Here is a 25564-nt window from a genome sequence, read left to right on the forward strand (position 1 = left end):
TAACGTGGATTTGACGGGTCGGGTAAGATCCAACTCAGCAGAATAAATGCTATACTCAAATGTCTGACACTTTATCTTAGAATCTTAGATCGGGTCTATCCCGAATGCTGTTACTGTTACCCCAACTTTAAACACCGTGCCTAACATCAAGTCTGCTATCAAGCGCGTTCAAATTACTGAGCGCAATCGTCTCCGGAACAAATCCTATAAATCTGCGGTAAGGACTCTGATGAAAAAAATCTTTACCGCCGTTGAAGAGCAAGAGGCAAGCCCTAGCCCAGAAAAAGCGCAGGAAATTCAAACCCTGATGAATCAAGCGTACAGCAAAATTGATAAATCGGTGAAAAGAGGCGTACTTCATCGCAATACGGGCGCTCGTCGTAAAGCCCGTATCGCCAAGGCCCTGAAAAAACTAGAAACACCAGCAGCGGCCTCATAGCGCTGGATTCTCTCCCCTGTTAGTTTGGGGTAAGTTCAGACCACACCTTTAAGTTTACTGTCAATTCACCCCAAACTCCTGACCCCTGGGGGATCGGCCCAAAATTATCCCCCTAAACATTGGGATTCGATCGCCAGGAGTCCCTCACCGATCGCGAGTTGGGTAAAGGGGGTTTGGCTCTCTCCCAACCCGAACATGCTTGTTAAACCCTGAAATCTGGGAGAACCATGCAGTTAATCGATACCCATGTCCACATCAACTTCGATGTGTACAATCAAGAAAGAGAAGATTTAAGGAACCGATGGCGTGGTGCAGAAGTGGTTCAACTGATCCATTCGTGTGTCACTCCCAAGGAATTTGAAAGTATTTCTACCTTAGCCCACCAATATGAGGAACTCTATTTTGCCGTCGGGTTCCATCCCCTAGAGAGTCATAATTGGGTTCCAGAAATCGGGGAGCAAATTTTCAAGTTAGCCCAAAGCGATGCCAAAGTAGTGGCGATCGGAGAAACGGGCTTAGATTTTTACAAAGCCGAGAACCGAGAGCAACAACATCAGGCCCTAGAGGCGCAACTGAAAATTGCCCGTAAACTGGATTTACCGGTGATTATTCACTGTCGGGATGCGGCCGCTCCCTTGGCTGAATACCTGCAACAATTTTACCAAACCCACGGAAAACTCAAGGGAGTCATGCATTGTTGGGGAGGAACCCCAGAAGAAACCCAATGGTTTTTAGACCTAGGGTTTTACATTAGCTTTAGCGGCACAGTCACCTTTAAAAAAGCGACTCAAATTCAAGCATCTTGTCAAAGGGTTCCCGGCGATCGCCTGCTGATCGAAACCGACTGTCCCTTTTTGGCTCCTGTCCCTAAACGAGGCAAACGCAATGAACCCGCCTACGTGCGCTATGTGGCCGAGGCGATCGCCTCCCTGCGAGGCATCCCCTTAGAAACCCTCGCACGCTCAACCACCCAAAACGCCCAAACCCTCTTTCAACTGCCCACCCCATAGGGAACACGGGGATGGGGAGACACGGAAAAATGACCCATTACCCATGACCCATGACCCATTACCCATTACCCATTACCGAAGTTAATGAATCAGATTACCGAAACTTCCACCCAGTTTACCCTACCCGATCTGGTCGAAATCCAACGCTCAAGCTTTCGCTGGTTTCTAGAAGAAGGATTGGTTGAAGAACTCGACAGCTTCTCCCCCATATCAGACTATACCGGAAAACTCGAACTTCATTTCATCGGCAAAAACTATAAACTCAAACGTCCCAAATACGAAGTAGACGAAGCCAAACGTCGGGACGCAACCTACGCCGTACAAATGTACGTCCCCACCCGGCTGATCAACAAAGAAACCGGAGAAATCAAAGAACAAGAAGTCTTCATCGGCGAACTGCCCCTGATGACCGATCGCGGAACCTTTATCATTAACGGGGCAGAACGGGTAATCGTCAACCAGATTGTCCGGTCTCCAGGAGTCTACTACAAATCCGACACCGACAAAAACGGTCGTCGCACCTACAACGCCTCCCTGATTCCCAACCGGGGCGCATGGCTCAAATTTGAAACCGACAAAAACGGCCTCGTTTGGGTGAGAATAGACAAAACCCGCAAACTCTCCGCCCAAGTCCTCCTCAAAGCCCTGGGCATGAGTACCGGGGAAATCCTGGAAGCCCTGCGTCACCCCGACTACTTCCAAAAAACCATCGAAAAAGAAGGAGACTTCTCCGACGAAGAAGCCCTGCTCGAACTCTACCGCAAACTGCGACCGGGAGAACCCCCCACCGTCAACGGCGGGCAACAACTCCTAGAGTCCAGATTCTTCGACCCCAAACGCTATGACCTGGGCAAGGTCGGACGGTATAAACTCAATCGCAAGCTAGGCTTAACCGTCCCCGCCAGTATCAGAGTCCTCACCCCCAAAGACATCCTTTCCGCCATCAACTACCTAATCAACCTGGAATTTGACATGGGTAGCATTGATGACATTGACCACCTGGGAAATCGGCGCATTCGCTCCGTAGGCGAACTGCTACAAAACCAAGTGCGAGTGGGCTTAAATCGCCTAGAACGCATCATCCGCGAACGGATGACCGTTTCAGACTCCGACTCCCTAACTCCGACCTCCCTGGTCAATCCCAAGCCCCTCGTGGCTGCAATCAAAGAGTTCTTCGGCTCCTCCCAGCTCTCCCAGTTCATGGATCAAACCAACCCCCTAGCGGAGCTAACCCACAAACGGCGGTTGAGCGCCCTAGGCCCCGGAGGACTGACCCGCGAACGGGCCGGCTTTGCCGTGCGCGATATTCACCCCTCCCACTACGGTCGCATCTGCCCCATCGAAACCCCAGAAGGCCCCAACGCCGGGTTAATTGGCTCCTTAGCCACCCACGCCAAAGTCAACGAATTTGGCTTTATTGCCACCCCCTACTATCCCGTAGAAAAAGGCTACGTGCGCCGAGACTTAACCCCCATCTTCATGACAGCCGATGAAGAAGATGACCTGCAAGTGGCTCCCGGAGACATTTCTTGCGATGAAAACGGCAAAATCCTGGGGGAAATCATTCCCGTGCGCTATCGCCAGGAATTTACCACTGCCTCCCCCACCCAGGTAGACTATGTGGCCGTTTCTCCGGTGCAGATTATCTCCGTGGCAACGTCCCTGATTCCCTTCCTGGAACATGACGACGCGAACCGGGCCCTGATGGGATCGAACATGCAACGGCAAGCGGTTCCCCTGCTGCGGCCAGAGCGCCCCCTGGTGGGAACAGGACTCGAACCGCAGGCAGCGCGGGACTCTGGGATGGTGATTGTGTCTAAAACCAATGGGGTGGTGAGCTATGTGGATGCCACCCGCATTCAGGTAACCTCCGATCCCGAACCCGATCCTTCCGGATCGGAAGGAGACACCCTGCCTCCGAGGGTGATTCAGTATGAACTGCAAAAATATCAACGGTCAAACCAGGACACCTGTTTATCCCAGCGCCCCATTGTTTATGAAGGCGATCGCGTTTTAATGGGTCAAATTCTGGCCGATGGCAGCGCCACCGAAGGCGGAGAACTGGCCCTCGGTCAAAATATCCTAGTCGCCTACATGCCCTGGGAAGGCTACAATTACGAGGATGCGATCCTGATTTCCGAGCGCCTAGTTTCCGAAGACCTCTATACCTCCATCCACGTCGAAAAATACGAAATTGAAGCCCGGCAAACCAAACTCGGCCCCGAAGAAATTACCCGCGAAATTCCCAACGTCGGTGAAGACTCCCTGCGGAACTTAGACGAAGGGGGTATTATCCGCAAAGGAGCTTGGGTTGAATCTGGGGATATCCTGGTCGGTAAAGTGACCCCCAAAGGGGAATCCGACCAACCCCCAGAAGAAAAACTGCTGCGAGCGATTTTCGGCGAAAAAGCCCGCGATGTCCGGGATAACTCCCTGCGGGTTCCCAACGGAGAGAAGGGGCGCGTGGTGGACGTGCGGATCTTTACCCGCGAGCAAGGGGACGAGCTACCCCCCGGAGCCAACATGGTCGTCCGCGTCTATGTAGCCCAAAAACGGAAGATCCAAGTGGGCGACAAAATGGCAGGACGACATGGGAATAAGGGGATCATTTCCCGGATTTTGCCCCTGGAAGATATGCCCTATTTGCCCGATGGCACACCGGTGGATATTGTCCTCAATCCCCTAGGGGTTCCCTCCCGGATGAATGTGGGTCAGGTGTTTGAATGTCTGTTGGGTTGGGCAGGGGAAAACTTGGAGCGTCGGTTCAAGCTGCAACCCTTTGATGAAATGCACAGCCGGGAAATGTCCAGGGCAACGGTGCATAACAAGCTCAAAGAAGCCGCCCATTATACGGGTAAAGAGTGGCTCTATGACCCCAAAAATGCGGGCAAAATTCAGTTATTTGACGGTCGTACTGGGGAACCCTTTGACCGCCCCATTACCGTGGGTAAAGCCTATATGCTGAAATTGGTTCACCTGGTAGATGATAAGATCCATGCTCGCTCAACGGGCCCCTACTCCCTGGTGACCCAACAGCCCCTCGGTGGTAAAGCTCAACAGGGTGGACAGAGGTTCGGAGAAATGGAAGTTTGGGCCCTGGAAGCCTTTGGCGCGGCCTATACGTTGCAAGAGTTGCTAACAGTGAAATCGGACGACATGCAAGGACGAAATGAGGCCCTGAATGCCATTGTTAAAGGTAAGGCTATTCCTAGGCCGGGAACGCCAGAGTCGTTTAAGGTGCTGATGCGAGAATTGCAGTCCCTGTGTTTAGACATTGGCGTGCATAAAGTTGAAACTCGTGAAGATGGAGATTCCAGTGATGTGGAAATCGACTTAATGCAAGAAGGGTCTGGCCGGCGATCGCCCAATCGACCCACCTATGAATCGATTTCTTCCGATTTCTCTGACTAATAGGAATGGGGGAGTGGGGGAATGGGGGGATAGCCTGTTCCCTGTTCCCCATTACCGATTACCCATTACCGATTACCCATTACCGATTACCGATTACCCATTACCCATTACCCATTCCCATGATCTTCAAAAATCGCGTTATTGATAAAGGCCAACTGAAAAAACTGATTGCTGCTGCCTTTACCGAATATGGCAGCGCTCGCACCTCCCAAATGGCAGACCGGGTGAAAAACTTAGGCTTTCGCTTTGCCACTCGTGCTGGGATCAGTATCAGTGTGGATGATTTGCAGATTCCGCCCTCGAAGCAAGAACTCCTCGAAGCTGCCGAAGAACAAATCCGCGAAATTGAATTGCGCTATTCTAAGGGAGAAATTACGGAAGTGGAACGCTTCCAACGGGTAATTGATACCTGGAATTCCACCAGTGAAGCCCTCAAAGATGAAGTGGTGCGCTATTTTAAGGCCACAAATCCCCTCAACAGTGTGTATATGATGGCCTTTTCTGGGGCACGGGGGAATATTTCCCAGGTGCGCCAGTTGGTGGGAATGCGAGGACTGATGGCTGATCCCCAAGGAGAAATTATTTCCTTGCCCATTAAAACCAATTTCCGGGAAGGGTTAACGGTAACCGAGTATATTATTTCTTCTTACGGAGCTAGAAAGGGTTTGGTAGACACGGCGCTGCGGACGGCAGATAGTGGGTATTTGACCCGGCGCTTAGTGGATGTGTCCCAGGATGTGATTATTCGCGAACTCGACTGTGGAACGGTGCGGGGGATTACCGTTGAGGCCATGACGGATGGCGATCGCATCCTGATTCCCCTAGCCCATCGCCTGTTGGGACGTTCGTTGGCTGAAGATGTGGTCTCCGAAACCGGTGAAGTCGTAGCCCGGCGCAATGATTGGCTCAGTGAAGACCTAGCCCAAATCGTTGCGAAACACACCAAACGAGTGAAAGTGCGATCGCCCCTGACCTGCGAAGCAGCGCGGAGTGTGTGTCAAGCTTGCTACGGTTGGAGTTTGGCCCACCATGCCCCCGTCGATTTAGGGGAAGCTGTGGGAATTATTGCCGCCCAATCCATTGGCGAACCAGGGACACAGCTCACCATGAGAACCTTCCATACCGGTGGGGTCTTCTCCGGTGCTGCCCGTGATATCCTTGCTCCTACCGGTGGTAAAATCAACTATGGAGACCTGAAGACTCGCACCATTGCCGGTGAAGCAGGCAACGAGATTCAGGTAGAAACTGGAGGGGTACTAGAGCTAATCGTGGATGTGGAAATTCGGGAGATGGAAACGGAAGATTCCCCCCTTAACCTGTCCGCCCTCGACCAGAAGAAAAAACACAATATCCACAACATTCCCATTAATGCCGGGTCTCGTCTGTTGGTGGAAGACGGACAAATGATTAAACCCGGAACCATCATCGCCAATACTCCTCCAGCTAGGGCTGCTTCCCGCTCCACGGAAAGAGCAACCAAGGACGTAAGCACCGATATTGCTGGCGAAGTGCGGTTTGAGGGTATTATTCCCGAAGAAAAACGCGATCGCCAAGGATCGACTACTGTCATTGCTCGGACAGGAGGCTTAATTTGGGTTTTATCGGGAGATGTCTATAACCTGCCCTCCGATGCCAAACCTGTGGTCAAAAACCAAGATCAAGTCCAATCCATGGATGTGTTGGCCATGAGCAACATCACCACCAAACATGGGGGAATTGTGCGGCTCCCCGATGGAGAAGAGGGGCGAGAAGTGGAAATTATCACTGCCCAAGTAGTGTTGGATCAGGCAACGGTGACGATACAGGAAAAAGGTAGCAAAGAAATTTACCTGATTACCACCCGCGAGTCTGAGCAATTCTCCTTACTCGCCACTCCAGGCAGTAAGGTCACCTCTGGCCAGGTAGTCGCAGAGTTGATCGATGGCCGCTATCGCACTTCCACGGGAGGAACCATCAAGTATGCGGGCATTGAAACCAAACGGCGCAGTGGTTCTGGGAAGTATGGCCAAGAGGTGGTCAAGGGGGGAACTCTCTTATGGATTCCGGAAGAATCCCATGAAGTCAACAAGGATATTTCCTTACTGCTCGTCGAAGATGGCCAATATGTAGAAGCAGGGGATGAAGTGGTGAAAGATATTTACTGCCAGACTTCCGGGATTGTTACCGTGGTGCAGAAAAATGATATCTTGCGCGAAATCATCATCAAACCCGGTAAGTTGCATCTAATCACCGACCCGGAAGAGATGCCAGCAGAAGGTATGGTGCGGCCTCCAGAAACCGTGATGGGGGAAGAAGTGGAGCAGCTCTCGTTTCTAGAAATTGTGCAAACCCCGGAAGGGATGGGAGCCTTGTTGCGGCCGGTGACAGAGTTTACGGTTTCCGATAATCCTCCGGGGCCTTCAACCTCCACGGGCGAGAAGGATTTGATCCAGTTGCGTACGACTCAACGGTTGCCCTATAAAGATGGAGAGCGGATTAAATCTGTGCAAGGGGTGGATTTGGTGCGGACTCATTTGGTCTTGGAGATTAACCCGGATGATTTTGGGGATGCTTCGGGTGAGGTGAAAAGTTCTTTAGAAGGTTTGGAACTGGTGGCCGATATTGAATTAGTTCAAGATCCAGACCTGTCAGAAACCAATGAAGAGGGCGAAGAAATTGAGGTGATGCGCCTCCAGTTGGTGATCTTAGAATCTTTACTGATTCGCAGAGAGGGTATTGCCGATCTGACTCAAGGACAAATTCAGACTCGACTGTTGGTCAAAGAAGGGGATGAAGTTAACTGTGGGGATGTGATTGCCTCGACAGAAATTCTCTGTAATTCCCCTGGAGAAATTGCGGGACTTAGGCAGGACGATGAGCAGGTGAGACGCTTGCTGGTGGTTCGTCCGAGCGATCGCCTAATGCTGGATCTCGGCGATAAGATCGATCGACTCCAAGTGCAAGAAGGCAATCTTCTCGTGGCCGGTACAGAAGTCGCCCCCGGCATTCGGCTGGACGAATCGAGCCAAGTGGAATTGATTGATAGGACGGATAAAACCTTAATCCTGCGTTTGGCCAGGCCCTATCGGGTGTCTCCGGGAGCAGTTCTGCACCTAGGAGATGGGGGCTTAGTGCAACGGGGGGATAAGTTGGTGCTACTGGTGTTTGAGCGGGCGAAAACGGGGGATATTATTCAGGGTCTGCCCCGGATTGAAGAGTTGCTCGAAGCCCGTAAACCCAAGGAAGGCTGTGTTTTGGCCCGTCGTCCTGGGGAGGTGCAAGCGGTGGAAGGGGAAGACGAAGTGCGATCGATCCGGGTGGTGGAAGTCGATGGCACAATGACGACCTATACCCTATTGCCCGGCCAGAGCTTGATGGTGGTTGAAGGGGAACGGGTAGAAGCGGGAACCCCGATTTCTGATGGCCAACAAAATCCCCATGAATTGCTGGACATTAAGTTTAGCTGGTTCTTAGAGCAGGGAATGTCCCACTATGAGTCCGCCATGTCAGCGTTGGCTGAGGTTCAGCAGTTCTTGGTGGATGCGGTGCAAGGGGTGTATCAGTCCCAAGGGATTGATATTGCCGATAAGCATATTGAGGTGATTGTGCGCCAGATGACTTCTAAAGTGCGCTTGGATGATGGTGGGGATACGACCATGCTTCCGGGTGAGTTGATGGAGTTGTATCAGGTCGAGCAAGTGAATGAGGCTATGTCTATCACGGGAGGAGCGCCCGCTCGGTATACTCCGGTGTTGTTGGGAATTACCAAGGCTTCTTTGAATACGGATAGCTTTATTAGTGCGGCCAGTTTCCAGGAAACGACTCGCGTACTGACGGAGGCGGCGATCGAGGGTAAATCAGACTGGTTAAGGGGTCTGAAGGAAAATGTGATTATCGGGCGCTTGATTCCAGCCGGAACCGGGTTCAATGCTTATGAGGATGGCTTGAGAGGCCAAATTTCTCCAGATTATGATGGGGGTGGGGATCTCGATGATGAAATTGTGGGATCGGGTCTATCTGAGAGCTTCTTGTCTGGCCATGGCTATTCCGGTGCGTCTGAGGATGCCGACTATGGACTGATGTCTGACGATATGCCAGGTAGAGGCGGCCGCAATTCTCCCTATCCAGTTCTGGATGATTCCAAATCCGATGTGGATGATTTGCAGGATTTGGTGGTCGATGACCGCACAGCCTACCGTTTAGATCCGAAATCGAGTGCCGATCAGTCTGGCTCGAAACAGCGTAAAACGTCAAAAGGAAAGTCGAAAAAGTCTGAGCAGGTGGTGGATATGGATGTAGACCTGGATCGGGAAGATATTATTTACGATGATCCGACTGAAGATGATGAGGATTAGACCTTAGATGAGTTCACAGGGTGCGTTATGGCGCACCCTGAACAGGCTAAAAAGCCTTCCTTTCTGGTAAATGGCGCTTGGCTTAGGCTGTGACCAGTAGTGCGGGCATCTTGCCCGCTTGTTAACTGGATTTGACTTAGGTTAAGCCTAACCAGGTGAGGACTCCTTGTCCGGTAACGTATTCAATGACTAGGGTGATGATGAAGCCGACCATGGCTGCTCGACCGTTGAGACGCTCTGCATAATCGTTAAATCCGAGTTTGGGTTGGGGGAGTTTGGGGGTTACGTTGGGTTTGAGTTCAGCCATAATTTCAGGATCGGAGCGGTTAAAGTTTACAATTCTTCATATTGTTTCTCATTGTAATGTAAGTCATGTAATTTGGGTCGTTTCTCTTCGATCTGGGGTAACCGAGAGCAGTTAAGCTGGATCTTGAGGGTTTTTCAGCACGAAGAGGTGATTGATGGATATCGGAGTTCCTAAAGAACGGAAAGATCAAGAATTTCGGGTGGGACTCACCCCTAGTAGTGTGCGGGTGTTGACTGAACGGGGTCATCAGGTTTTTGTGGAAACCTCAGCAGGTGAGGGGGCTGGTTTCGTGGATGGAGATTACTTGGATGTGGGTGCGAAGATTGTGCCTTCTCCAGAGCTGGCCTGGGATCGGGAGTTGGTGGTGAAGGTGAAGGAACCGTTGGCTTCTGAGTATGAGTTTTTGAGTTCTGGGCAGTTATTGTTTACTTATCTGCATTTGGCGGCCGATCGCCCCTTAACAGAGCGCTTAATTAAATCGGGAACTTTGGCGATCGCCTATGAAACGGTAGAATTACCCGATGGTCGCCTCCCCCTACTCACCCCCATGAGCGTCATCGCTGGCCGCCTTTCGGTGCAGTTTGGAGCCAGATTCCTAGAGCGACAACAGGGAGGTCGTGGGGTTCTCCTCGGCGGTATTCCAGGAGTCAGCCCCGGACAAGTGGCGATCTTGGGTGGTGGTGTCGTCGGCACAGAAGCGGCCCGCATTGCCGTAGGGATGGGAGCCAAAGTCCAGATTTTAGATATTAATGTGGAGCGTCTAGCAGACTTAGAAACCCTATTTGGATCGAGGGTGGAACTGCTCTATAGTAATTCGGCCCAAATTGAACGGGTCGTTCCCCAGGCGGATCTGCTTATTGGTGCAGTCTTAGTTCTGGGTCGTCGCGCCCCCCAATTAGTCCCCCGCAATTTAGTCGCCAGGATGAAACCGGGTTCGGTGCTGATTGATGTTTCCGTTGACCAAGGGGGATGTATGGAAACCCTGCACCCCACTTCCCACACCCAACCGGTGTATGTAGAGGAAGGGGTTGTCCATTATGGTGTACCCAATATGCCAGGAGCAGTGCCTTGGACAGCAACCCAAGCCTTAAATAATGCCACCCTTCCCTATGTGTTGCAACTTGCCCATGCGGGAGTCGGCGCTCTGAAGCAAAACCCTGCTTTGGCCAAAGGGGTGAATGTGAAGGATCATCATATTGTCCATCCAGCCATTCACGACTGTTTTCCAGAGTTAGTCAATTAAGGGAATAGGGGATAGGGGATAGGGAATAGGGAATAGGAAAAACCCTATTTTCCCCTCTATCAACAGGGAGTATCTGTTCCAGAACTCCCGTCAGCAACGGGAGTTCTCGTTTTTTCTATCTCCACATAGTCAACTAACTGGGGAAAAAACTCACAAAAATCCGATTCTAGACCTTCATAGTTAGCGCGAATCACTCGATCGGCTGTGGATAAGTTGTTTTGGCGTTTTAAGCGATTGGCTACACGGGTATACGTGAGTTTGAGTCCCTCTAAGGTTTGACATGACCCTAACCAATTTTGATCGACCATCCTCGGTAAACTCTGTTTCAATCTCAGGGGTAAACGGTGTTGGTTGGTTTGTAGAAGGCGATAAATTTCGGCAATAAAACTTTCTAAGGGTTGCAGAGAAAAATTGTGCCAATGATTCGCTAAAAAATGATCGTAGGCAATATCAATGATAATTCCTGAAAGGCGCTGGTAGGGTTTCCCCAACCGCCGCCGACTTTGTAGGGGAATGGGGTGAGTATCCGTAAACTTGTCAACGGCGCGGTGTAAGGCTAGTCCTTGGACTAGGGTGGAACTATAATGATGTTGTGCCTCAGATAAGGGGCCTTTTACAAAGTCACCGAGTAGGTTACCGAGCTGAAATTCGCTATCCTCTCCTGCTAAGAGAAGATGGGCCAAGTAGTTCATGGGAAGGTTTAGAGGATGGCGGAAATTTCATTGATTGTCTGGATGCGGCCTTTGTAGACGGCGTGCAGGAGGCGATCGACGGCAGCTCGTTCTTCTTCAACGAGGGAATCTTCGAGGACAGCAGCTAAGAGACCATAACAGTCCGCTTGGGTTAGGGTGCGGGTCGTGCTGGCTTGGGCAAAGAGTTCGGGTATGGCAAAGGGGAGTAGGCGTAGTTGAATCATAATTTTCGATTAAAACTCATACTATTTTTAGTATGAACGAAAATCTAGGCCATGAGGGTGATGACTATCGAGAAAGGGTGTGATGTTCATCAAGATTTGAGTTGATGTAGATCACTACAATAGGAGTTCTCAATCGTCCTAAATAATGCTTTTCAGGCTTAAAGAGGCTTCGTTGAGTTTTTGTGTGCCGATGCGGGTTTGGGAAATACTGGTGGCGGTTTCTTTGGCTCCTTGGTTAATGGCATTCATGGCTTCTACGACTTGTTGAATGGCGATCGCCTGTTGTTTAATGTTTAAGGAAATTTGCTGGTTGTTCAACACCACATCATTAATGGCTTCGGCGACTCCACTAAAGGCTTGGGCCGTTTTTTGGGCAATATCCACCCCAGTGGTGACCGTTTTTGTACCTTCTTCCGTCACCATCACGGTTGAATTAATTGAGCCTTGAATATCCATTACTAAGGCATTAATTTTATCGGCTGATTTGCGACTTTGATCGGCTAATTTACGGATCTCACTGGCGACGACCGCGAAGCCTTTGCCATGCTCCCCAGCCCGTACTGCTTCGACCGCAGCATTTAAGGCTAACATATTAGTCTGATTGGCTAAATCACTGACTAAGGCGGAAATATTACCAATTTGTCCCGTTTGTTCGCTGAGTAAAACAATTTGCTGGGCGATCGCACTCACTTTTTCCCGTAAATCTTCCATCCCTTGTAGGGTATTATCAACCGCCTGACTGCCTCCTTGGGCTAATTCCAACGCTTGTTGAGCAGCCGAGACCGATGCTTCCGCTTGTTCGGAAACCTGGCGGGAAGAGGCCCCTAATTCATCCATGGTTGTTGTCGTTTCATTGACTGAAGAGGCTTGTTGAGTGGCAGTCCGTTCTTGCTGTTCCACCGTAGCCGCAATTTCTGAGGAAGAGGAGGCAATTTCTTCTGTAGATTGATTAATGATTTTCGCTAATCCTCCGGAAATCCACAAAGCGAAAGACACCGCTACTACAATTAAACATGCCGTTCCTAAAGAAATCACCCCAATTAATGTATTCAAGGAATTTCTAACCTTTTGGGTTTCTGATTCTAGAAAAGATTCTTCAATTGACGAAAATTGCTTTGCCAATTCATCAAAAATCGTTACAAACTCTGTTCCTGCACCAGAATTAAACAGAGCGATCGCTTCATTTCTTTTCCCTTGAGCGATTAAACGATGCACCTGATCTGAAAATTCTTTATATTGATTTTTCAGGCCAACCATTTCATTCAAACGATTCTCTTGTTCTGGATCTTCTACCAAGCTTTTTAGATCGATGGAAACTGTCTCAAACTGCCGCGAATACTCTTCATATTCTTGCAAAAATTGTGGATTTTGAACCGCTAAATAGCCTCGACTGCTGCGAATCATGCCCTGGCCATTCAAGCTTAAACTATCAATGTCTATAATGATATCTTGTACTCTCTCGACCGTCTTAAAGGTGGCAAAAACTTCTTGTGCAGTGACATAAACCCATCCGGACACCACAGCCGTAAAGGTAATGGGAATGGCATAGCCTAATATTAATCGTCCTCTCAACTTCAAATTGGACAACATCTATCTTTCCTCCTCAACAATAAAACTAATTTTCTTCATTAACTTTTAAGTCTGATTGATGCAAAACTTTTTTCAAATCGAGAAGACCTAGCATTTTTTCTTGGTATGCGACTGTTCCCCGGAGATATTCTTCATCAACCACATGGACTGCTGTGGGAATGGGTTTAATTTGCGATTTGGAGAGGTAGATAACATCAAAAACTTCATCCACTACGACACCCACCACCAAATCTTCAGTAGAAATGACTACGGCTCGCAACGGAACCCGATCGTTCTTCACATTTAAAATAGAGCCAATATTGACTAAGGTAACGATTTCTCCCCTCAAATTAATATTGCCCACAATGTGGTTTGGACAGCAAGGGATGGGCGTGACTCGTTCAATGGGCGTAAATTCGCGCACCAGTTCTAAATCTATACCAAAATATTCACCATTTAAACCAATTACAGCAATGGGCATTAAGCCTTTGAGGTCTTCATGGGCGAGAGAGTCTCTTAAGTTTTTCGCCCTGGAACGAAATATTTCTCGCTCTTTTTCACTGGTATGGGGACAAAATAACGGGCGACCGAGGGTATGGGGCTGATCGTTTTCAGAGGGTTCCTCTTCTTCCAAGATCCCCTCTATATCCGTAAGTTCTTCGGTTTCTACGGGTTCGATCAGAGTCTGAGCCTTCAAAATCATGATAATGTGTTGATCGACTTGTACCAGTCCCCTCAGACAAGAATGCATAGATTGAGAAAGAAAGGATTTCCCTAGGGCTTTCCCCAGGGTACGTTTTAACCGTCTCTGGGAAAGCTTAGTGGAGATCTGTGATTCTTCAATCATTTCTACTTCATGGACTTCATTGACAATGAGGCCCATTTTGATGTCTTCAGAGTGCAAGACAATGACACTATCACTGATTTGGTATTCTTGAGCTGCATATCCGAGTCTACATTCGAGATCGATCACGGGAATGATGTTGCCTCTGAGATTAAGAACTCCGGCAAACTCTCGTGCCATTTCCGTAACTGGGGTTAACTCCGGTAAAAAGAAAATTTCTTCTACACACAGAGCATCTATCCCGTAGCGCGAACCGTTCAGGCTAAATGTAATAAACGGTTGTTTTTCCATAATCACGATTGGGAATTTTATTGAAGTTCTTTTAAGCGCTTCTTAATAAAACTCAATAATTCTTCAGGATTATATTCTTCTAATTGTACTATTTTAGCATCTTGGGGATGCTTTTGGAGTAAATCCAGGGCAATGCTCCAAAATTTTCGCGCTTGTATCTTATTCCCTTGTTGGGCATATAGAGAGCCTAAATCTAAATAGGCGGGGATGGATTCAGGTTCTAGATAAATGATGCGCTTTAGGTATAATTTGGCTTGTTCTAAGTCTCCTTTTTCTTCGGAGATTTGCGCCAACAAGTAATAGGGATCGATGGCAAAGGAACTCACAGACAAACACTCATTCGCATACTGGATCGCCAGTTCGAGTTGGCCGAGATTAGCATAGGATTTGGCGATGGAGAGTAGAAGAATGAAGTCCTTGGGATTTTGCTTTAAGTATTGTAGAGATTTTTCTATGGTGTTGCTATATTTTTTTTGCTTAAACAGAGTCTCAATTTCTTGCTGTTTTTGATTGATTTTCGGGGTTACACTATGGGCAATGGCAGCTTTTGAGGGCTGAATTTTTAGGGGGTAGGGGGTGAGGGAAGAATTAGAGGATAGGTGCTGACTCGATTGCTTCGGAGCAAAAGGTAAGGGAAATAGGGGATAAGGGGAATCCAGATTGCGGAACGAGGGGTGAGACGGGGGTGGAGCATAAGGAGTTTGATCGATCAAAGAACATTTTTTTTGATAAATAATTGATGCGGGGAGAACTTTAACTTCAAGACAGTTTAAGTTATGACCATACAGTTCTGTGTGGCTGGTTATTAAATATCCTTTGATTTTGAGGGCTTGACAAAATTTTTCTAGACAAATATCAATGGCTTTTTTGGTGAAGTAAATAAAGACATTACGACAAATAATCAGGTCAAATGCTATTGGTCTTCCGGTGTCTTGTGGGATGGGATCTAGAATTAAGTTACTCGATTGAAACTGAACTATTTTTTGTACGTCGGACTTGATTTTCCAAAGTTTTTGATGGGGCTGAAAGTAGGACTCTCTTAATTTGGGATCGACGAGTCGAAACGACCAATCATTGTATAATCCGGTGTTCGCTTTGGCGATCGCCAGGGCATTGATATCTGTTCCCAGAACCCGCAGATGCCAATTTCTCCAATCGGGAATGAGTTCCATTAACAAAATTGCTAAAGAATATACCTCTTCACCCGTAGAACATCCAGCACTCCAAATCTGTAAACTGGGGCGATCGCCATGCAGAGCATTATCGCCTACCCTGGCATAAGCTTGATGACGTTGGATATTAATCAATTCTGGAAGTAACTGGTTACGCAGAATGTCAATTTGTCCTTGATCCCGAAAAAAATAGCTTTCTCCCGTGGTGAGCATGTCAATCAAGATCTTCCACTCTCGATCGCTGCGATCGCCTTGAGAGACTAAAAATTGATAATAGTCCTCTACAGAAGACATCCGTAAACACCGAGTCCGATGGATAATCTTCTGGCATAAACTGTCACGATCCTTAGAGCGAATCGCTAATCCGGTCTTGTGGTTGATCAACTGAATCAACTGCTCTAACAGGAACACATTAATCATCAGATTCAGTTAACCCCCTTTTTCCTCCAATAGTGTCTGCGTCAAAATTGCTTTATCCTGCTTTTACCACCAGGGTCTGGGTCAATGAGATTTATGGATCAACATCAAGCCCTATCTTTAGTGTCCCTGCTTGCATCGCACCCAAATCTTACAGAGTTTATATATCTTAATCGCTATCCTACCATTGAGCAACCCTCACCCAACTCTTCATGAAGTTTACTTGACAATCGTCAGATCTGGGAATTTCAGACACTATAGTACAAGTATCAGTACCCATTTCCTCTTCAATCCCATAGACTAGAGTGCCTCTCTTACTTGTTGTTGTTTTGCAGTTTTTTTAACATGACTAATCATGAACTCAGAAAAAATTACTCGCCTTCCCATTCCTACCGCCCTATTTCTGCTTCCATATCCCTTGGACAAAGACCCAGTACAATTGACTCTAATGTCCAACCACTAGACTGGATTGAGGGGATCTTTTGGTCTGCTCACCCAGTGACGCTGAGTTTGCAAACGATCAGTCCCCAGATTGAAGCGATCGCGGATTATCCCCTGGAAACTTTCTACAAAAATCCTCACTTTTGGTTGGATGTGATTCATCCTGAAGATCGGGAAAGGGTGAAAGAGCAGTTGCTCGATTTAGTCCATCATCCGTCTCTTCTCAAACTTAGCTACCGTATTATAACGGATCGAAACCAAGTTCAATGGGTACAAACTCAAGCTCGGTTACACCATCCCGATCTAGAGAATTCAGGTCACTTTGCTCCCTCTCAAGGTCTGCTGCAAGGCTTTACCACGACGATTGATCTCCCAGTCCATGCACCAGACTCCTTGGAGGACAGTTTATCGGGTGCTGAAGCGCTTTTCTCTGCTGTTTTGGCCCATTTACCTCATGTGGGCGTTCTGATCTTGGATGGGGATGGGCAAGAAATTTTACGCATGGGTCAACTTTGGCAGGGTGGAGAGAGTGCTGAAGAATTTGACCCCTTGATTCAATTGTGCTTGAGGACAGAAACGGCAATACAAGACTTCAGGATTGACGATCGCACCTATCGAGGCTATTTTTCCCCTTTTTTGACCCCTGAATGGATACCTCTGGAGGCGATCGTCATCGAAGAGATTACAGCGATCGAGCAACACAAGATTGCCCTTCAGGAGAGTCAACATAAATATCAAGCCCTGTTTGACCTGCTCCCGATTGGTTTAGTAATCACCAATCGTCAGGGAAATTTTGTCGAAGTGAATACTGCTGCTGAGAAAATTTTAGGAGTGAGTAAAGACCAACTGATGGAATGGTCTTGTGATACCTTTGAGCAAGTTGCTTTTTTTCCGGAAGCTGATCTTAACTGGCGGAGAAATCAATATTGTGAAGCGGGAATATTAGGAAAAAAGGGGGAAATGACTTGGCTAGAGTTGCACGTTTCAACCTTGCCCGTCAAGGAATATGGTTATGTTTTAAGTTATAGTAATATTACCAACCAAAAACTCGCTGATTTAGCCTTAACTAAACAAGCCGAACGGGAAAGATTAATGCGAATTATGACTCAAAAAATTCGCCAAAGCCTTAATCTAGAAGAGATTTTAGAAACCACCGTGGCACAAGTTCGGTTGATTTTAAACACCGATCGAGTCATGGTTTATCGCTTTAATCCCGATAGCAGTGGTCTCGTGATAGCCGAGTCTTGTCGTTTGGGGGTTACCTCTATGCTAGGCTGGAACATGGGAAATTTACGGGTTTCTGAGCCGGAATGGTTTAAATCCTATTGTCAAGGTAAGATGCAAATGGTTGACGATATCTCTCAAGCGGGATCGGGAATTTCTTACTATCAATTACTCCAAGAATTTCAAGTTAAAGCCAATGTCAGTGTTCCGATTATTTTAACGGCTTTGCCTACTCATAACGATCGGTCTTGTCCCTTTTGTTATCTAGAGGATGAGGAACACAAGTCCCATTATCTTTGGGGACTTTTAATTGTCCATGAATGTGATTCATCCATGGGGTCTCAAAAACACTGGCAACAGTTGGATATTGATTTGCTTAAACAATTGGCGGCACAACTAGCGATCGCCATCGATCAGTCGGTTCTCTATCAGCAACTGGAAAAAGCCAATCAGGAACTCTATGGTTTAGCCATCAGTGACGGTTTAACCCAACTGGCCAATCGTCGCTATTTCGATCAATTGCTCTGCCAAGAATGGCAACGGTTGACCCGAGAACAGCAGCCCCTATCGTTGATTTTATGTGATATTGATTTCTTTAAAAACTATAATGATACTTATGGCCATCAAGCGGGAGATGATTGCCTCAAACAGGTCGCTCTAGCTATTCAGAAGGGGGTTCAGCGTCCTGCGGATAGGGTTGCTCGCTATGGGGGGGAGGAGTTTGCGATCGTGCTGCCGAATACTCCAGCATCGGGAGCCATGGCGATCGCCCAAAGAATTCAAGATCGCGTGCAAGCTCTGGAAATTAGTCATCAAAATTCAACAGCTAGTTCTGTGGTGACGTTGAGTTTAGGCATAGCAACGGTGGTTCCTGTTCCAGAAATCAATCCGGAATGGTTACTCAAAGCAGCCGATCGGGCCCTCTATCAGGCAAAAGCTCAAGGGCGAAATCAGTGGGTTCATGCTAGGGATAATGGGTAATGGGTAATACAGGCTTGTTAATGGCGACTGTTAAGCGAGAAAAACCTAGGGAGCAAGACGCTCCCACTCCAGTAATATCAAGGAATTGGAGGAGTGCGGGCATCTTGCCCGCTTCTCTTTTGCCATTAACCGGACTTGATATGACCCATTACCCAATGGTAACAAGTTGCAGAAAGCGCTGTAACCTTTGCTCTGGCAGATTGGCTTATACCAGACGGGAGTAGTATTCCACCACCAGTAGCTCATTGACTTGTAGGGCAACCCATTCCCGTTGAATCACACCATTGATTTTGGCACTCATTTTGGCTTTGTCAAATTCCAAATGGCTGGGAATGTTGGCTAAACCCGGATATTGCAGATTGGCTTCTACCAGTTTACGGGAGCGATCGCGGTCTCTAACTGCAATTTCTTCGCCCGGTTTACACTGATAACTGGCGATGCTCACCGGACGACCATTAACCGTTACATGGCCATGGTTGACTAACTGGCGAGCGGCGGGGATTGTGGGAGCCATACCCAAACGAAATACGGTATTATCCAACCGCATTTCCAGCAGTTGTAGCAGCACCTGTCCCGTAGAACCGGTGATCCGGCGGGCTTTTTTCACATAGCGTAAAAGCTGCTTTTCGCCCAGACCGTAGTTATAGCGCAGCTTTTGTTTCTCCTCTAGACGGATGGCATACTCTGACTTCTTCTTCCGAGCCTGACCATGTTGACCAGGGGGGTATGACCGTCGAGGAGTTTTACGAGTCAAACCAGGTAAGTCCCCCAAGCGCCGGGTTACCCGTAAGCGCGGGCCTCGGTATCGTGACATCGAATTTCCTCTATTTTCTATTTTGACACAGACTTTTTATTATACTCCTCTCACTTTTCCCAGTCAACATTCATGGGGTGGGGGCGGGTTTACAGAATTAATTTGTCGGTATCATCAATTTGGGGATAACCCGCCCCTACTCATTACTCATGACTTCAAAAACTGGAAGGGGTAATTCTTGTCCATAGGTTTGCTCTAATTGTTCAACCTCTAAAGAGCGAATTAAATTGAGTTGTAGGGTTTCTCCATTCAGGGTTTGGGCATAACTCGCACTGAGGTACGGAAGATAGGAATCATCTTGATGTAAATGGACTTTCAAGAAAGCTAAACTTAAACTCTTCATGGCATTAATGCCGAGAGTATTATCTCTCGGCTTTTCTTGGGCCGATTCTGGAGTAAACGGATTATTATTTTCCGTCGGAGCGCTGACCGAAAAATGGCTTCCAGGAACCATTAAAGCTAGATATTTTTCTGGATGTTGCAACCACAAAAAGGGATAAATTTGTTCAGTGACCACGGGGGTAACGATATCGTGACTACTGGCCATGAGCAGAGTGGGGATATCAATGTTGCCAATTTGTTCTGGGCCAAAAATGACACTACTGAGGGGATAAACGGCGATCGCCGCTTGAACGCGAGGATCGTGTAGCTGGTATTCATCCACATCTATGCTATTGGCACGACATTGCAGGAGTACAGACACATTTAACATCGGATTTTCCAGGGTACATTTTTCGCGCAGGCGTTCTCGATTTAACTCAGCGCCAGCCAAGGATAAAGCCGTAGTTGCGCCCAAGGAATGCCCTAGAATTCCCACATTTTGCACATTGATTCCCTGGGCCCAAGTTACCCCTTCTGCTTGTAAGGTTTCCAATTCATCTAACATTTTTTTGATATCATAGGGACGATCCACAAATTCATCGGGATAAATTTCTGTATTTAACCAACCTTCTAACAGGGCTTGGCGATAAACTAAATTAGACCCAATATGTTCGGGAATCGCCACAGCAAACCCATAGGAAGCCAGATAGGTCGCCGAGTCAACAAAATTACTCCGCGTCGATCCAAATCCATGGGAAATGACAATTAAGGGAGCCGGTTTTTCTTGATTTTCCGGTAAATAGAGGTCGATATCCGACTCTAAAAATTCCCGTGTTTTAACAATTAAAGTCTGTTTGCGAACCCTGAAGGGGCCAGGTTGCAGGATATCAGGCAGAGTATCAGGAATCGGATTGGCGATCGCCTCAGCATTGGCTTGCTCAGTAATCGTTTTTACCACCGAATTCCGATACTGAAAAAACGTAGCTAAAAGATTCTGCAATTCAAAAATCACCCTCGTATTAATCCGAATCCCTTGACTGGGAAAATAGCGCATAATATTCACTAACGTTAATCCCTCTGGATCGTCGGCCGCTAAAATCAAGGCAGATCTCAGGGCATAAAACCCATTTTGCCGCTTCTGAGTTTGCACCAAATATCCTAACCGCTTCAAAACCTCTTCTCCCATAGCGGTATAGGTCATCTGAGAAACAGCCACCGCACTTAAATTAAATTGCTGTTGTAGTAACTGTTGCAACTCATTGAGATCTTCCGGTTTCATAAATTTTGCATAAAACTGAAAATCTGAAGTAATTTCCCCCGTTTTCGCAAACCTATCTAGGGAATCAACCGACATAGCAAACTCTAACGGCCCATAGGTAAAATATATCTTTTCTGCACTGTGAGCGGGTCTGGCTAAACCCGTCAAGAAACTTAACCCGAATAAAAATAATCCATAAAAAATTCTCAGTAAGATAGACTGAATTTTCATAGCTCACTCCTCAATGCGATTCGATCATACAGTATTTTCTAGTATTTTCAGCCCTAATTCATCGGAATATCCGCCTCAACCTGACACCCTTTCCCCACCTCACTCTTGATCTCAAAGTGTCCTCCGATCGCCTGAATCCGGTCTTGCATCCCTTGCAGGCCAAACCCCGTAGAATTGAGATCCCGCTCAAACCCTCGCCCATTATCATGCAACCGCAAACACACCATTCCACTCACCTCCATCACATACACTCCTACCCACGTCGCCTGACTATGACGAGTCACATTTGTCAGGGCCTCCTGCACCACCCGATACAGCGCTGTCGAGCATTTTTTGGACACAGCCGACCTCACCTTAAACTTCGACTCCATGCGAATTCCCGTCGTCTGTTTTACCTCTTGCAATAACTCCCGTAACGCCGCCTCCAACGTCTTCCCCTTCAATGGATCTGCCCGTAGAGCAGACACGGAATGGCGCACATCCTTAAGCGCCTCCTTCCCCAACCGTTGCGCCTCCTTCACATACCCCTGAGCCTTGGGTGGCTCTTGGGCTAAAAACACCGCCGCATTCTCCAACTGAATACTCTGAGCCGTTAAATAATGGCCCACAGAATCATGAATCTCACGGGCAATACGATTACGCTCTTGTAATGCCGCTTGATTTTCCACCAAGAGGGCATATTGGCGCAGTTGCCGATGGGCGTGGGTTAAATCTTCTCGACTTTGCTTTTCACTCAACAGTGCCCCCACCAATAGCAGTACAAATACTAAAACCAGGGCAAATAAGAGAGCCGAATTGAGTGTTAAATGGAAAATAAAACTTTGCGATCGCCCAGATAAAAAAAACATCATATCAGGCGGTCGATCCATCTCCTGGGACAAATAACGAAAAAATCCCACCCGTTTCAGAATCGTTCCCACCAACATGCCCAGAAAGGAAACATAAGCCACCAGCGCCACCATCACCCGTCCGCGCCAGGGAAACATTAAACAGCCTCGAATCACCACCACCAGCAATAGAGCGGAAAAAAAGTTGGCTCCTCGTCCCCCAAACACCACTGCCAACCCACTCAAACCAAACCCCAAAGCCGTATACAGAATCTGATAAATCAAGGGGTGATGGGCTTGGGGTAAGCGCAAACCCATCACCCCCAAACTGGCAATACTGGCCAAAATTCCAGGAATAAACCGGCTGGGATGTCGGGGAGGTGGCGGCATTCGGGGAGGGGGTGGCGGCATTCCCAAATCATGGGGAGGCTGAGGAGGGGGAACATGAGGAACATGGGGAGGAGGCGTAAACGTGGCTAACACCGCAATTCCCAGTAAAATCCATTCTAAGTAAAGTAAAAGATAAAATGGATGATTAAAATAAGATTTCCATCTAAAAAAACGGGCCATGGCTTCCCCCGATCCTCATCTTGCACAAATTTGTGAACCTGTTTTGATCTTACGGGAATGTTTTCACAGAATCGAGGATCTGAGGTCTGCACTTATGTGAACGTCAAATAGTTCTTTCGGACTAAATTAGATTGGTACTAGAGTGCCAGCCAATTTAGGTGATTCGATCCAAGTGGATCGCCGATCGCAATTTATAGGATTGACTTATCCGATAAAAGTTTGGACAATCCGGAGGATTCGATCGTGACAACCAGTTTACCTGCTCCTCAACCGAAAGGTTCTCAAAAGCTTCAGAGCGTTGAGTATGTCTGGAACTTACCCTCTGGGATTATTCCTGGGGCTTTAGCCGCTACTGTACTCAGTTTAGGGGCGATCGCCGGATCGGTCTATCTGCGTTACGGCAATTTTAACTTAACTCAGATTCCCCTCAACACTGAAACCCTTAGCAGCTCCAACCTAATTGGCAAACAGATTAGTTTCTATCGCGCCCCAGATTCTCTCTATCACATCGAATTTGAAATCAGCCAGAACGGACAATCTACCCCCATTCTCTTAAGCCCTGTCGATTTGCGATTAATGATCCCCCAAATTCCTGCCTCCATTCGTGAAAACCAAACCTTAACCCAATGGTTTCTCACCGAACAGGAATTTAATCGACAACGAGTTATTTTTCCGGCAGGTTCCCCAGAAATTCATCTCCGCGATCGATTCATGGGGTATGATCCCCAAGATCTTTCCATCTCCCTCACCAATAATTGCTTAGGTGCAGGCTATTGGGAAGTAGCCATTTTTGCCCAAAATCCAGACGGACAACAAAAAATTTATCAAGGCTATTTTGATTTTCCCAAAGGAGCTTACGCTCGCCTAGTTAGTGAACTCAATGGCGTTGCCTATTGGAATCATGCCCCATCCATCGAACCTTGGCCCGGATTTGATTTCTATAGTGGAATGCCCTTTAATTTAGACTCCCTACGCACAGTCAAGCGTCGCTATCTCATTGATGCTCAAGATTTGAACAACGAAAATATTTTCGCCATCAATGAGCAACTCAGCAAGGCAAAACTCATGGTATTCAATCAACCCCTAGACTCTGTTAAAACCTGGGAAGACTTGCGCCAAGCCAATCCCAAATTTCAAACCTTTGTTCCTCCAGGCATTTATCATCCCGATCGCCTCTGGACAACCGATTATAGTCAGATTGCCCATTTGCAGAGTGCCACAGCTAAAACCATTGAATCACCTTTGGCAGATGAAAAATTACTAGAATTAGAACTTATCTTAAAAAGTCAATCCGGGAAAATTCGTAAATTTGTCGTCAGTGGACTCGATTGGCATCAAATTCCCCAAGTTTCCACGGATCGGTACGATCGGGGACTTTATATTCCCATTGGATTCGCACCTAAATTTACGGAAAATTATCAACAGTTGAAACAAAATCTACCCCACCAGAGTCCCTTATTTAGTGTCATGCTTGATGGATACAATCTAGCCATGAATTATCGCCAGGATATCGGACTTAACGGCTTAGTCGTTCATCGAGATATCCAGAATCCCCATAAATTGCACTTTTATTTTATGTCTTATGAGCGGATTACTTTGGTGAGTCACTATGTTTTAGATTTAACCCAATGGGTGTTAATGGAATATCCAGAACCCGAAGCCATGAGCGCGATTAAAAACTTGGAACACATCCCATCTATGGCTATTTCTCAAGTCGATTTAAATCAAAAAGTCTACACCCAACTGGATCAAGCTTGGCAAGAAAATCCCCAATTTAAGCAACGACTGATCTATCGTGTCTTTGTAGATTCTCAAGGAAGGATTACCGGTTATCTTCCCAGTTCTCCTGAAGCTCAAGATTGGGTAAACAATACCCCATTCTCGGATCTCAGTTTAATTGCTGACTTTGAAGGTACAAGTTTGAACTCTTTCCGAGTCGTTTTGACTCCTATGGGAGGGATAGAAGTCAGTCCTTGGTGGGGATGGAATGGGTAATGGGGAATAGGAAAACTATTGAAATATCCTAGGTAAATATTTAAGGATCAAGATGCTCCCACTCCAGTCCTATCAAAGAATTTGAGGAGTGCGGGCATCTTGCCCGCTTCTCTTTTCCCATTAATCGGATTTGATATTATTTGGTGGCTACTACCGCTAAATTCCACGCCATGCGCTTCATCCCTGGAATCTGTTTTAGCCACCCATCCATCTGTTCCAATCGCCGATATTCTGGTTCCAATCGCTCCTTTTCTAAGATAATCTTTTTCCAATAGCGCTCTTCATTGGGGTTCACTCGTTCAATCAGATAAAAACGGAGGAAAATCCACAAGGTGGCAATCCAAAAGGTATCCCATTGAGTCTGAGCAAATAAGGACTTGACAAAGGGTACGATGTTAATATCTAAAGGATGCTCATCTTCCGTGCGTACTTCAGTCGCCATGCGTCGATAAACATTAATCACTGGATTATGTTTTAACGGTTCCCAAAAACAGACTTTTCCTCCCGGTTTCACCAGCCGATGACATTCTTTCAGCGCCACTTTCACATCGGGAAGATGATGCAAAAGATTAGCGATATAAATAATATCAAAACTATCGTCGGCAAAATCAAAAGCCATGGCATTGCCCACATGCCCTTGAATCTTCACCCCATTGTTTTCAGCTAACTTTAATGCCACTTCCACCATACCGGGAGAATAGTCAGAAGCCACACAGTGAGCGCCCTGTTGGGCAAAATAAACGCTATTTTCCCCGGCTCCACAGCCCACATCTAATAGGGTTTTGCCTTTCACATCGCCTAAGTGATGTAAGATAAAGCGATTTTCGGGAGCGGTGCAAGCTTCAAAATAATCGGCGACCTGAATTTGGTCAATCTCAATGGTGGCAGCCCAGCGATCATGAAATTCTCGTTCTTTTTTTAAGGTTTTTTCTGACATTTAAAAATAAAG

General features: G+C 47.3%; 17 protein-coding genes. 7 read left to right on the top strand and 10 right to left on the bottom strand.

What is annotated here, in order from left to right; genetic code table 11:
- Positions 1-136: 136 nt before the first annotated feature.
- The 4 genes from rpsT to PJF56_RS08420 all read left to right on the top strand — a co-directional run bounded on the left by rpsT (position 137) and on the right by PJF56_RS08420 (position 9194).
- Positions 137-439 (top strand): 30S ribosomal protein S20, encoded by a 303-nt coding sequence (rpsT, locus tag PJF56_RS08405; RefSeq protein WP_283762210.1) that lies wholly within the window; start codon positions 137-139, stop codon positions 437-439.
- Between the two features lie 227 nt (positions 440-666).
- Positions 667-1449, top strand: coding sequence for a TatD family hydrolase (locus tag PJF56_RS08410; protein WP_283762211.1), 783 nt, complete (start codon positions 667-669; stop codon positions 1447-1449).
- An 84-nt stretch (positions 1450-1533) separates the two neighbouring features.
- Entirely contained in the window at positions 1534-4860 is a 3327-nt protein-coding gene (gene rpoB, locus PJF56_RS08415; protein ID WP_283762212.1) for a DNA-directed RNA polymerase subunit beta, read from the top strand.
- 119 nt (positions 4861-4979) lie between these two features.
- Entirely contained in the window at positions 4980-9194 is a 4215-nt protein-coding gene (locus PJF56_RS08420; RefSeq protein WP_283762213.1) for a DNA-directed RNA polymerase subunit beta', read from the top strand.
- 136 nt (positions 9195-9330) lie between these two features.
- On the opposite strand, the gene PJF56_RS08425 is transcribed toward PJF56_RS08420, so the two are convergent.
- Positions 9331-9501 carry a hypothetical protein gene (locus PJF56_RS08425; protein ID WP_283762214.1) on the bottom strand — a complete coding sequence of 57 codons (171 nt, stop codon included), beginning with the start codon at positions 9499-9501 and terminating at the stop codon, positions 9331-9333.
- A 154-nt stretch (positions 9502-9655) separates the two neighbouring features.
- On the opposite strand from PJF56_RS08425, the gene ald reads away from it, so the two are divergent.
- The gene (gene ald / locus PJF56_RS08430) at positions 9656-10744 is read left to right on the top strand and encodes an alanine dehydrogenase (RefSeq protein WP_283762215.1); all 1089 of its coding nucleotides are present in this window, start codon (positions 9656-9658) and stop codon (positions 10742-10744) included.
- Between the two features lie 59 nt (positions 10745-10803).
- On the opposite strand, the gene PJF56_RS08435 is transcribed toward ald, so the two are convergent.
- From PJF56_RS08435 to PJF56_RS08455, 5 genes are all read right to left on the bottom strand, one after another.
- Positions 10804-11436: an acyl carrier protein phosphodiesterase gene (locus tag PJF56_RS08435; RefSeq protein ID WP_283762216.1), complete on the bottom strand. Its 633-nt coding sequence runs from the start codon at positions 11434-11436 to the stop codon at positions 10804-10806.
- 8 nt (positions 11437-11444) lie between these two features.
- Positions 11445-11660 carry a hypothetical protein gene (locus PJF56_RS08440; RefSeq protein ID WP_283762217.1) on the bottom strand — a complete coding sequence of 72 codons (216 nt, stop codon included), beginning with the start codon at positions 11658-11660 and terminating at the stop codon, positions 11445-11447.
- 138 nt (positions 11661-11798) lie between these two features.
- Positions 11799-13250: a methyl-accepting chemotaxis protein gene (locus PJF56_RS08445; protein ID WP_283762218.1), complete on the bottom strand. Its 1452-nt coding sequence runs from the start codon at positions 13248-13250 to the stop codon at positions 11799-11801.
- 25 nt (positions 13251-13275) lie between these two features.
- Positions 13276-14364: a chemotaxis protein CheW gene (locus tag PJF56_RS08450; RefSeq protein WP_283762219.1), complete on the bottom strand. Its 1089-nt coding sequence runs from the start codon at positions 14362-14364 to the stop codon at positions 13276-13278.
- Positions 14365-14381: 17 nt separating this feature from the next.
- Positions 14382-15956 (bottom strand): CheR family methyltransferase, encoded by a 1575-nt coding sequence (locus PJF56_RS08455; protein ID WP_283762220.1) that lies wholly within the window; start codon positions 15954-15956, stop codon positions 14382-14384.
- A 507-nt stretch (positions 15957-16463) separates the two neighbouring features.
- Between PJF56_RS08455 and PJF56_RS08460 the strand changes: the two genes are divergently transcribed.
- The gene (locus PJF56_RS08460) at positions 16464-18599 is read left to right on the top strand and encodes a diguanylate cyclase domain-containing protein (RefSeq protein ID WP_283762221.1); all 2136 of its coding nucleotides are present in this window, start codon (positions 16464-16466) and stop codon (positions 18597-18599) included.
- Positions 18600-18804: 205 nt separating this feature from the next.
- On the opposite strand, the gene rpsD is transcribed toward PJF56_RS08460, so the two are convergent.
- The 3 genes from rpsD to PJF56_RS08475 form a co-directional block, all read right to left on the bottom strand.
- Complete coding sequence (gene rpsD, locus PJF56_RS08465) at positions 18805-19413, bottom strand: 30S ribosomal protein S4 (protein WP_283762222.1); 609 nt, start codon at positions 19411-19413, stop codon at positions 18805-18807.
- Between the two features lie 136 nt (positions 19414-19549).
- Entirely contained in the window at positions 19550-21223 is a 1674-nt protein-coding gene (locus PJF56_RS08470) for an alpha/beta hydrolase (protein ID WP_283762223.1), read from the bottom strand.
- Between the two features lie 53 nt (positions 21224-21276).
- Positions 21277-22620: a sensor histidine kinase gene (locus PJF56_RS08475; RefSeq protein WP_283762224.1), complete on the bottom strand. Its 1344-nt coding sequence runs from the start codon at positions 22618-22620 to the stop codon at positions 21277-21279.
- Between the two features lie 243 nt (positions 22621-22863).
- Here PJF56_RS08475 and PJF56_RS08480 point away from each other — a divergent pair, with 243 nt between their 5' ends.
- Positions 22864-24615 (top strand): hypothetical protein, encoded by a 1752-nt coding sequence (locus PJF56_RS08480; RefSeq protein WP_283762225.1) that lies wholly within the window; start codon positions 22864-22866, stop codon positions 24613-24615.
- A 136-nt stretch (positions 24616-24751) separates the two neighbouring features.
- Here PJF56_RS08480 and PJF56_RS08485 read toward each other — a convergent pair whose 3' ends face one another.
- Positions 24752-25552: a class I SAM-dependent methyltransferase gene (locus tag PJF56_RS08485; RefSeq protein ID WP_283762226.1), complete on the bottom strand. Its 801-nt coding sequence runs from the start codon at positions 25550-25552 to the stop codon at positions 24752-24754.
- Between the last annotated feature and the right edge of the window lie 12 nt (positions 25553-25564).

This window comes from Roseofilum halophilum BLCC-M91 (assembly GCF_030068445.1).
GTDB lineage: Bacteria > Cyanobacteriota > Cyanobacteriia > Cyanobacteriales > Desertifilaceae > Roseofilum > Roseofilum halophilum.

Excerpts from the sequence above, each read along its gene's own strand:
- PJF56_RS08410 (WP_283762211.1), top strand. The coding sequence starts at position 667 with ATGCAGTTAATCGATACCCATGTCCACATCAACTTCGATGTGTACAAT.
- rpoB (WP_283762212.1), top strand. The coding sequence starts at position 1,534 with ATGAATCAGATTACCGAAACTTCCACCCAGTTTACCCTACCCGATCTG.
- PJF56_RS08420 (WP_283762213.1), top strand. The coding sequence starts at position 4,980 with ATGATCTTCAAAAATCGCGTTATTGATAAAGGCCAACTGAAAAAACTG.
- PJF56_RS08425 (WP_283762214.1), bottom strand. The coding sequence starts at position 9,501 with ATGGCTGAACTCAAACCCAACGTAACCCCCAAACTCCCCCAACCCAAA.
- ald (WP_283762215.1), top strand. The coding sequence starts at position 9,656 with ATGGATATCGGAGTTCCTAAAGAACGGAAAGATCAAGAATTTCGGGTG.
- PJF56_RS08435 (WP_283762216.1), bottom strand. The coding sequence starts at position 11,436 with ATGAACTACTTGGCCCATCTTCTCTTAGCAGGAGAGGATAGCGAATTT.
- PJF56_RS08440 (WP_283762217.1), bottom strand. The coding sequence starts at position 11,660 with ATGATTCAACTACGCCTACTCCCCTTTGCCATACCCGAACTCTTTGCC.
- PJF56_RS08445 (WP_283762218.1), bottom strand. The coding sequence starts at position 13,250 with ATGTTGTCCAATTTGAAGTTGAGAGGACGATTAATATTAGGCTATGCC.
- PJF56_RS08450 (WP_283762219.1), bottom strand. The coding sequence starts at position 14,364 with ATGGAAAAACAACCGTTTATTACATTTAGCCTGAACGGTTCGCGCTAC.
- PJF56_RS08455 (WP_283762220.1), bottom strand. The coding sequence starts at position 15,956 with ATGATTAATGTGTTCCTGTTAGAGCAGTTGATTCAGTTGATCAACCAC.
- rpsD (WP_283762222.1), bottom strand. The coding sequence starts at position 19,413 with ATGTCACGATACCGAGGCCCGCGCTTACGGGTAACCCGGCGCTTGGGG.
- PJF56_RS08470 (WP_283762223.1), bottom strand. The coding sequence starts at position 21,223 with ATGAAAATTCAGTCTATCTTACTGAGAATTTTTTATGGATTATTTTTA.
- PJF56_RS08475 (WP_283762224.1), bottom strand. The coding sequence starts at position 22,620 with ATGGCCCGTTTTTTTAGATGGAAATCTTATTTTAATCATCCATTTTAT.
- PJF56_RS08485 (WP_283762226.1), bottom strand. The coding sequence starts at position 25,552 with ATGTCAGAAAAAACCTTAAAAAAAGAACGAGAATTTCATGATCGCTGG.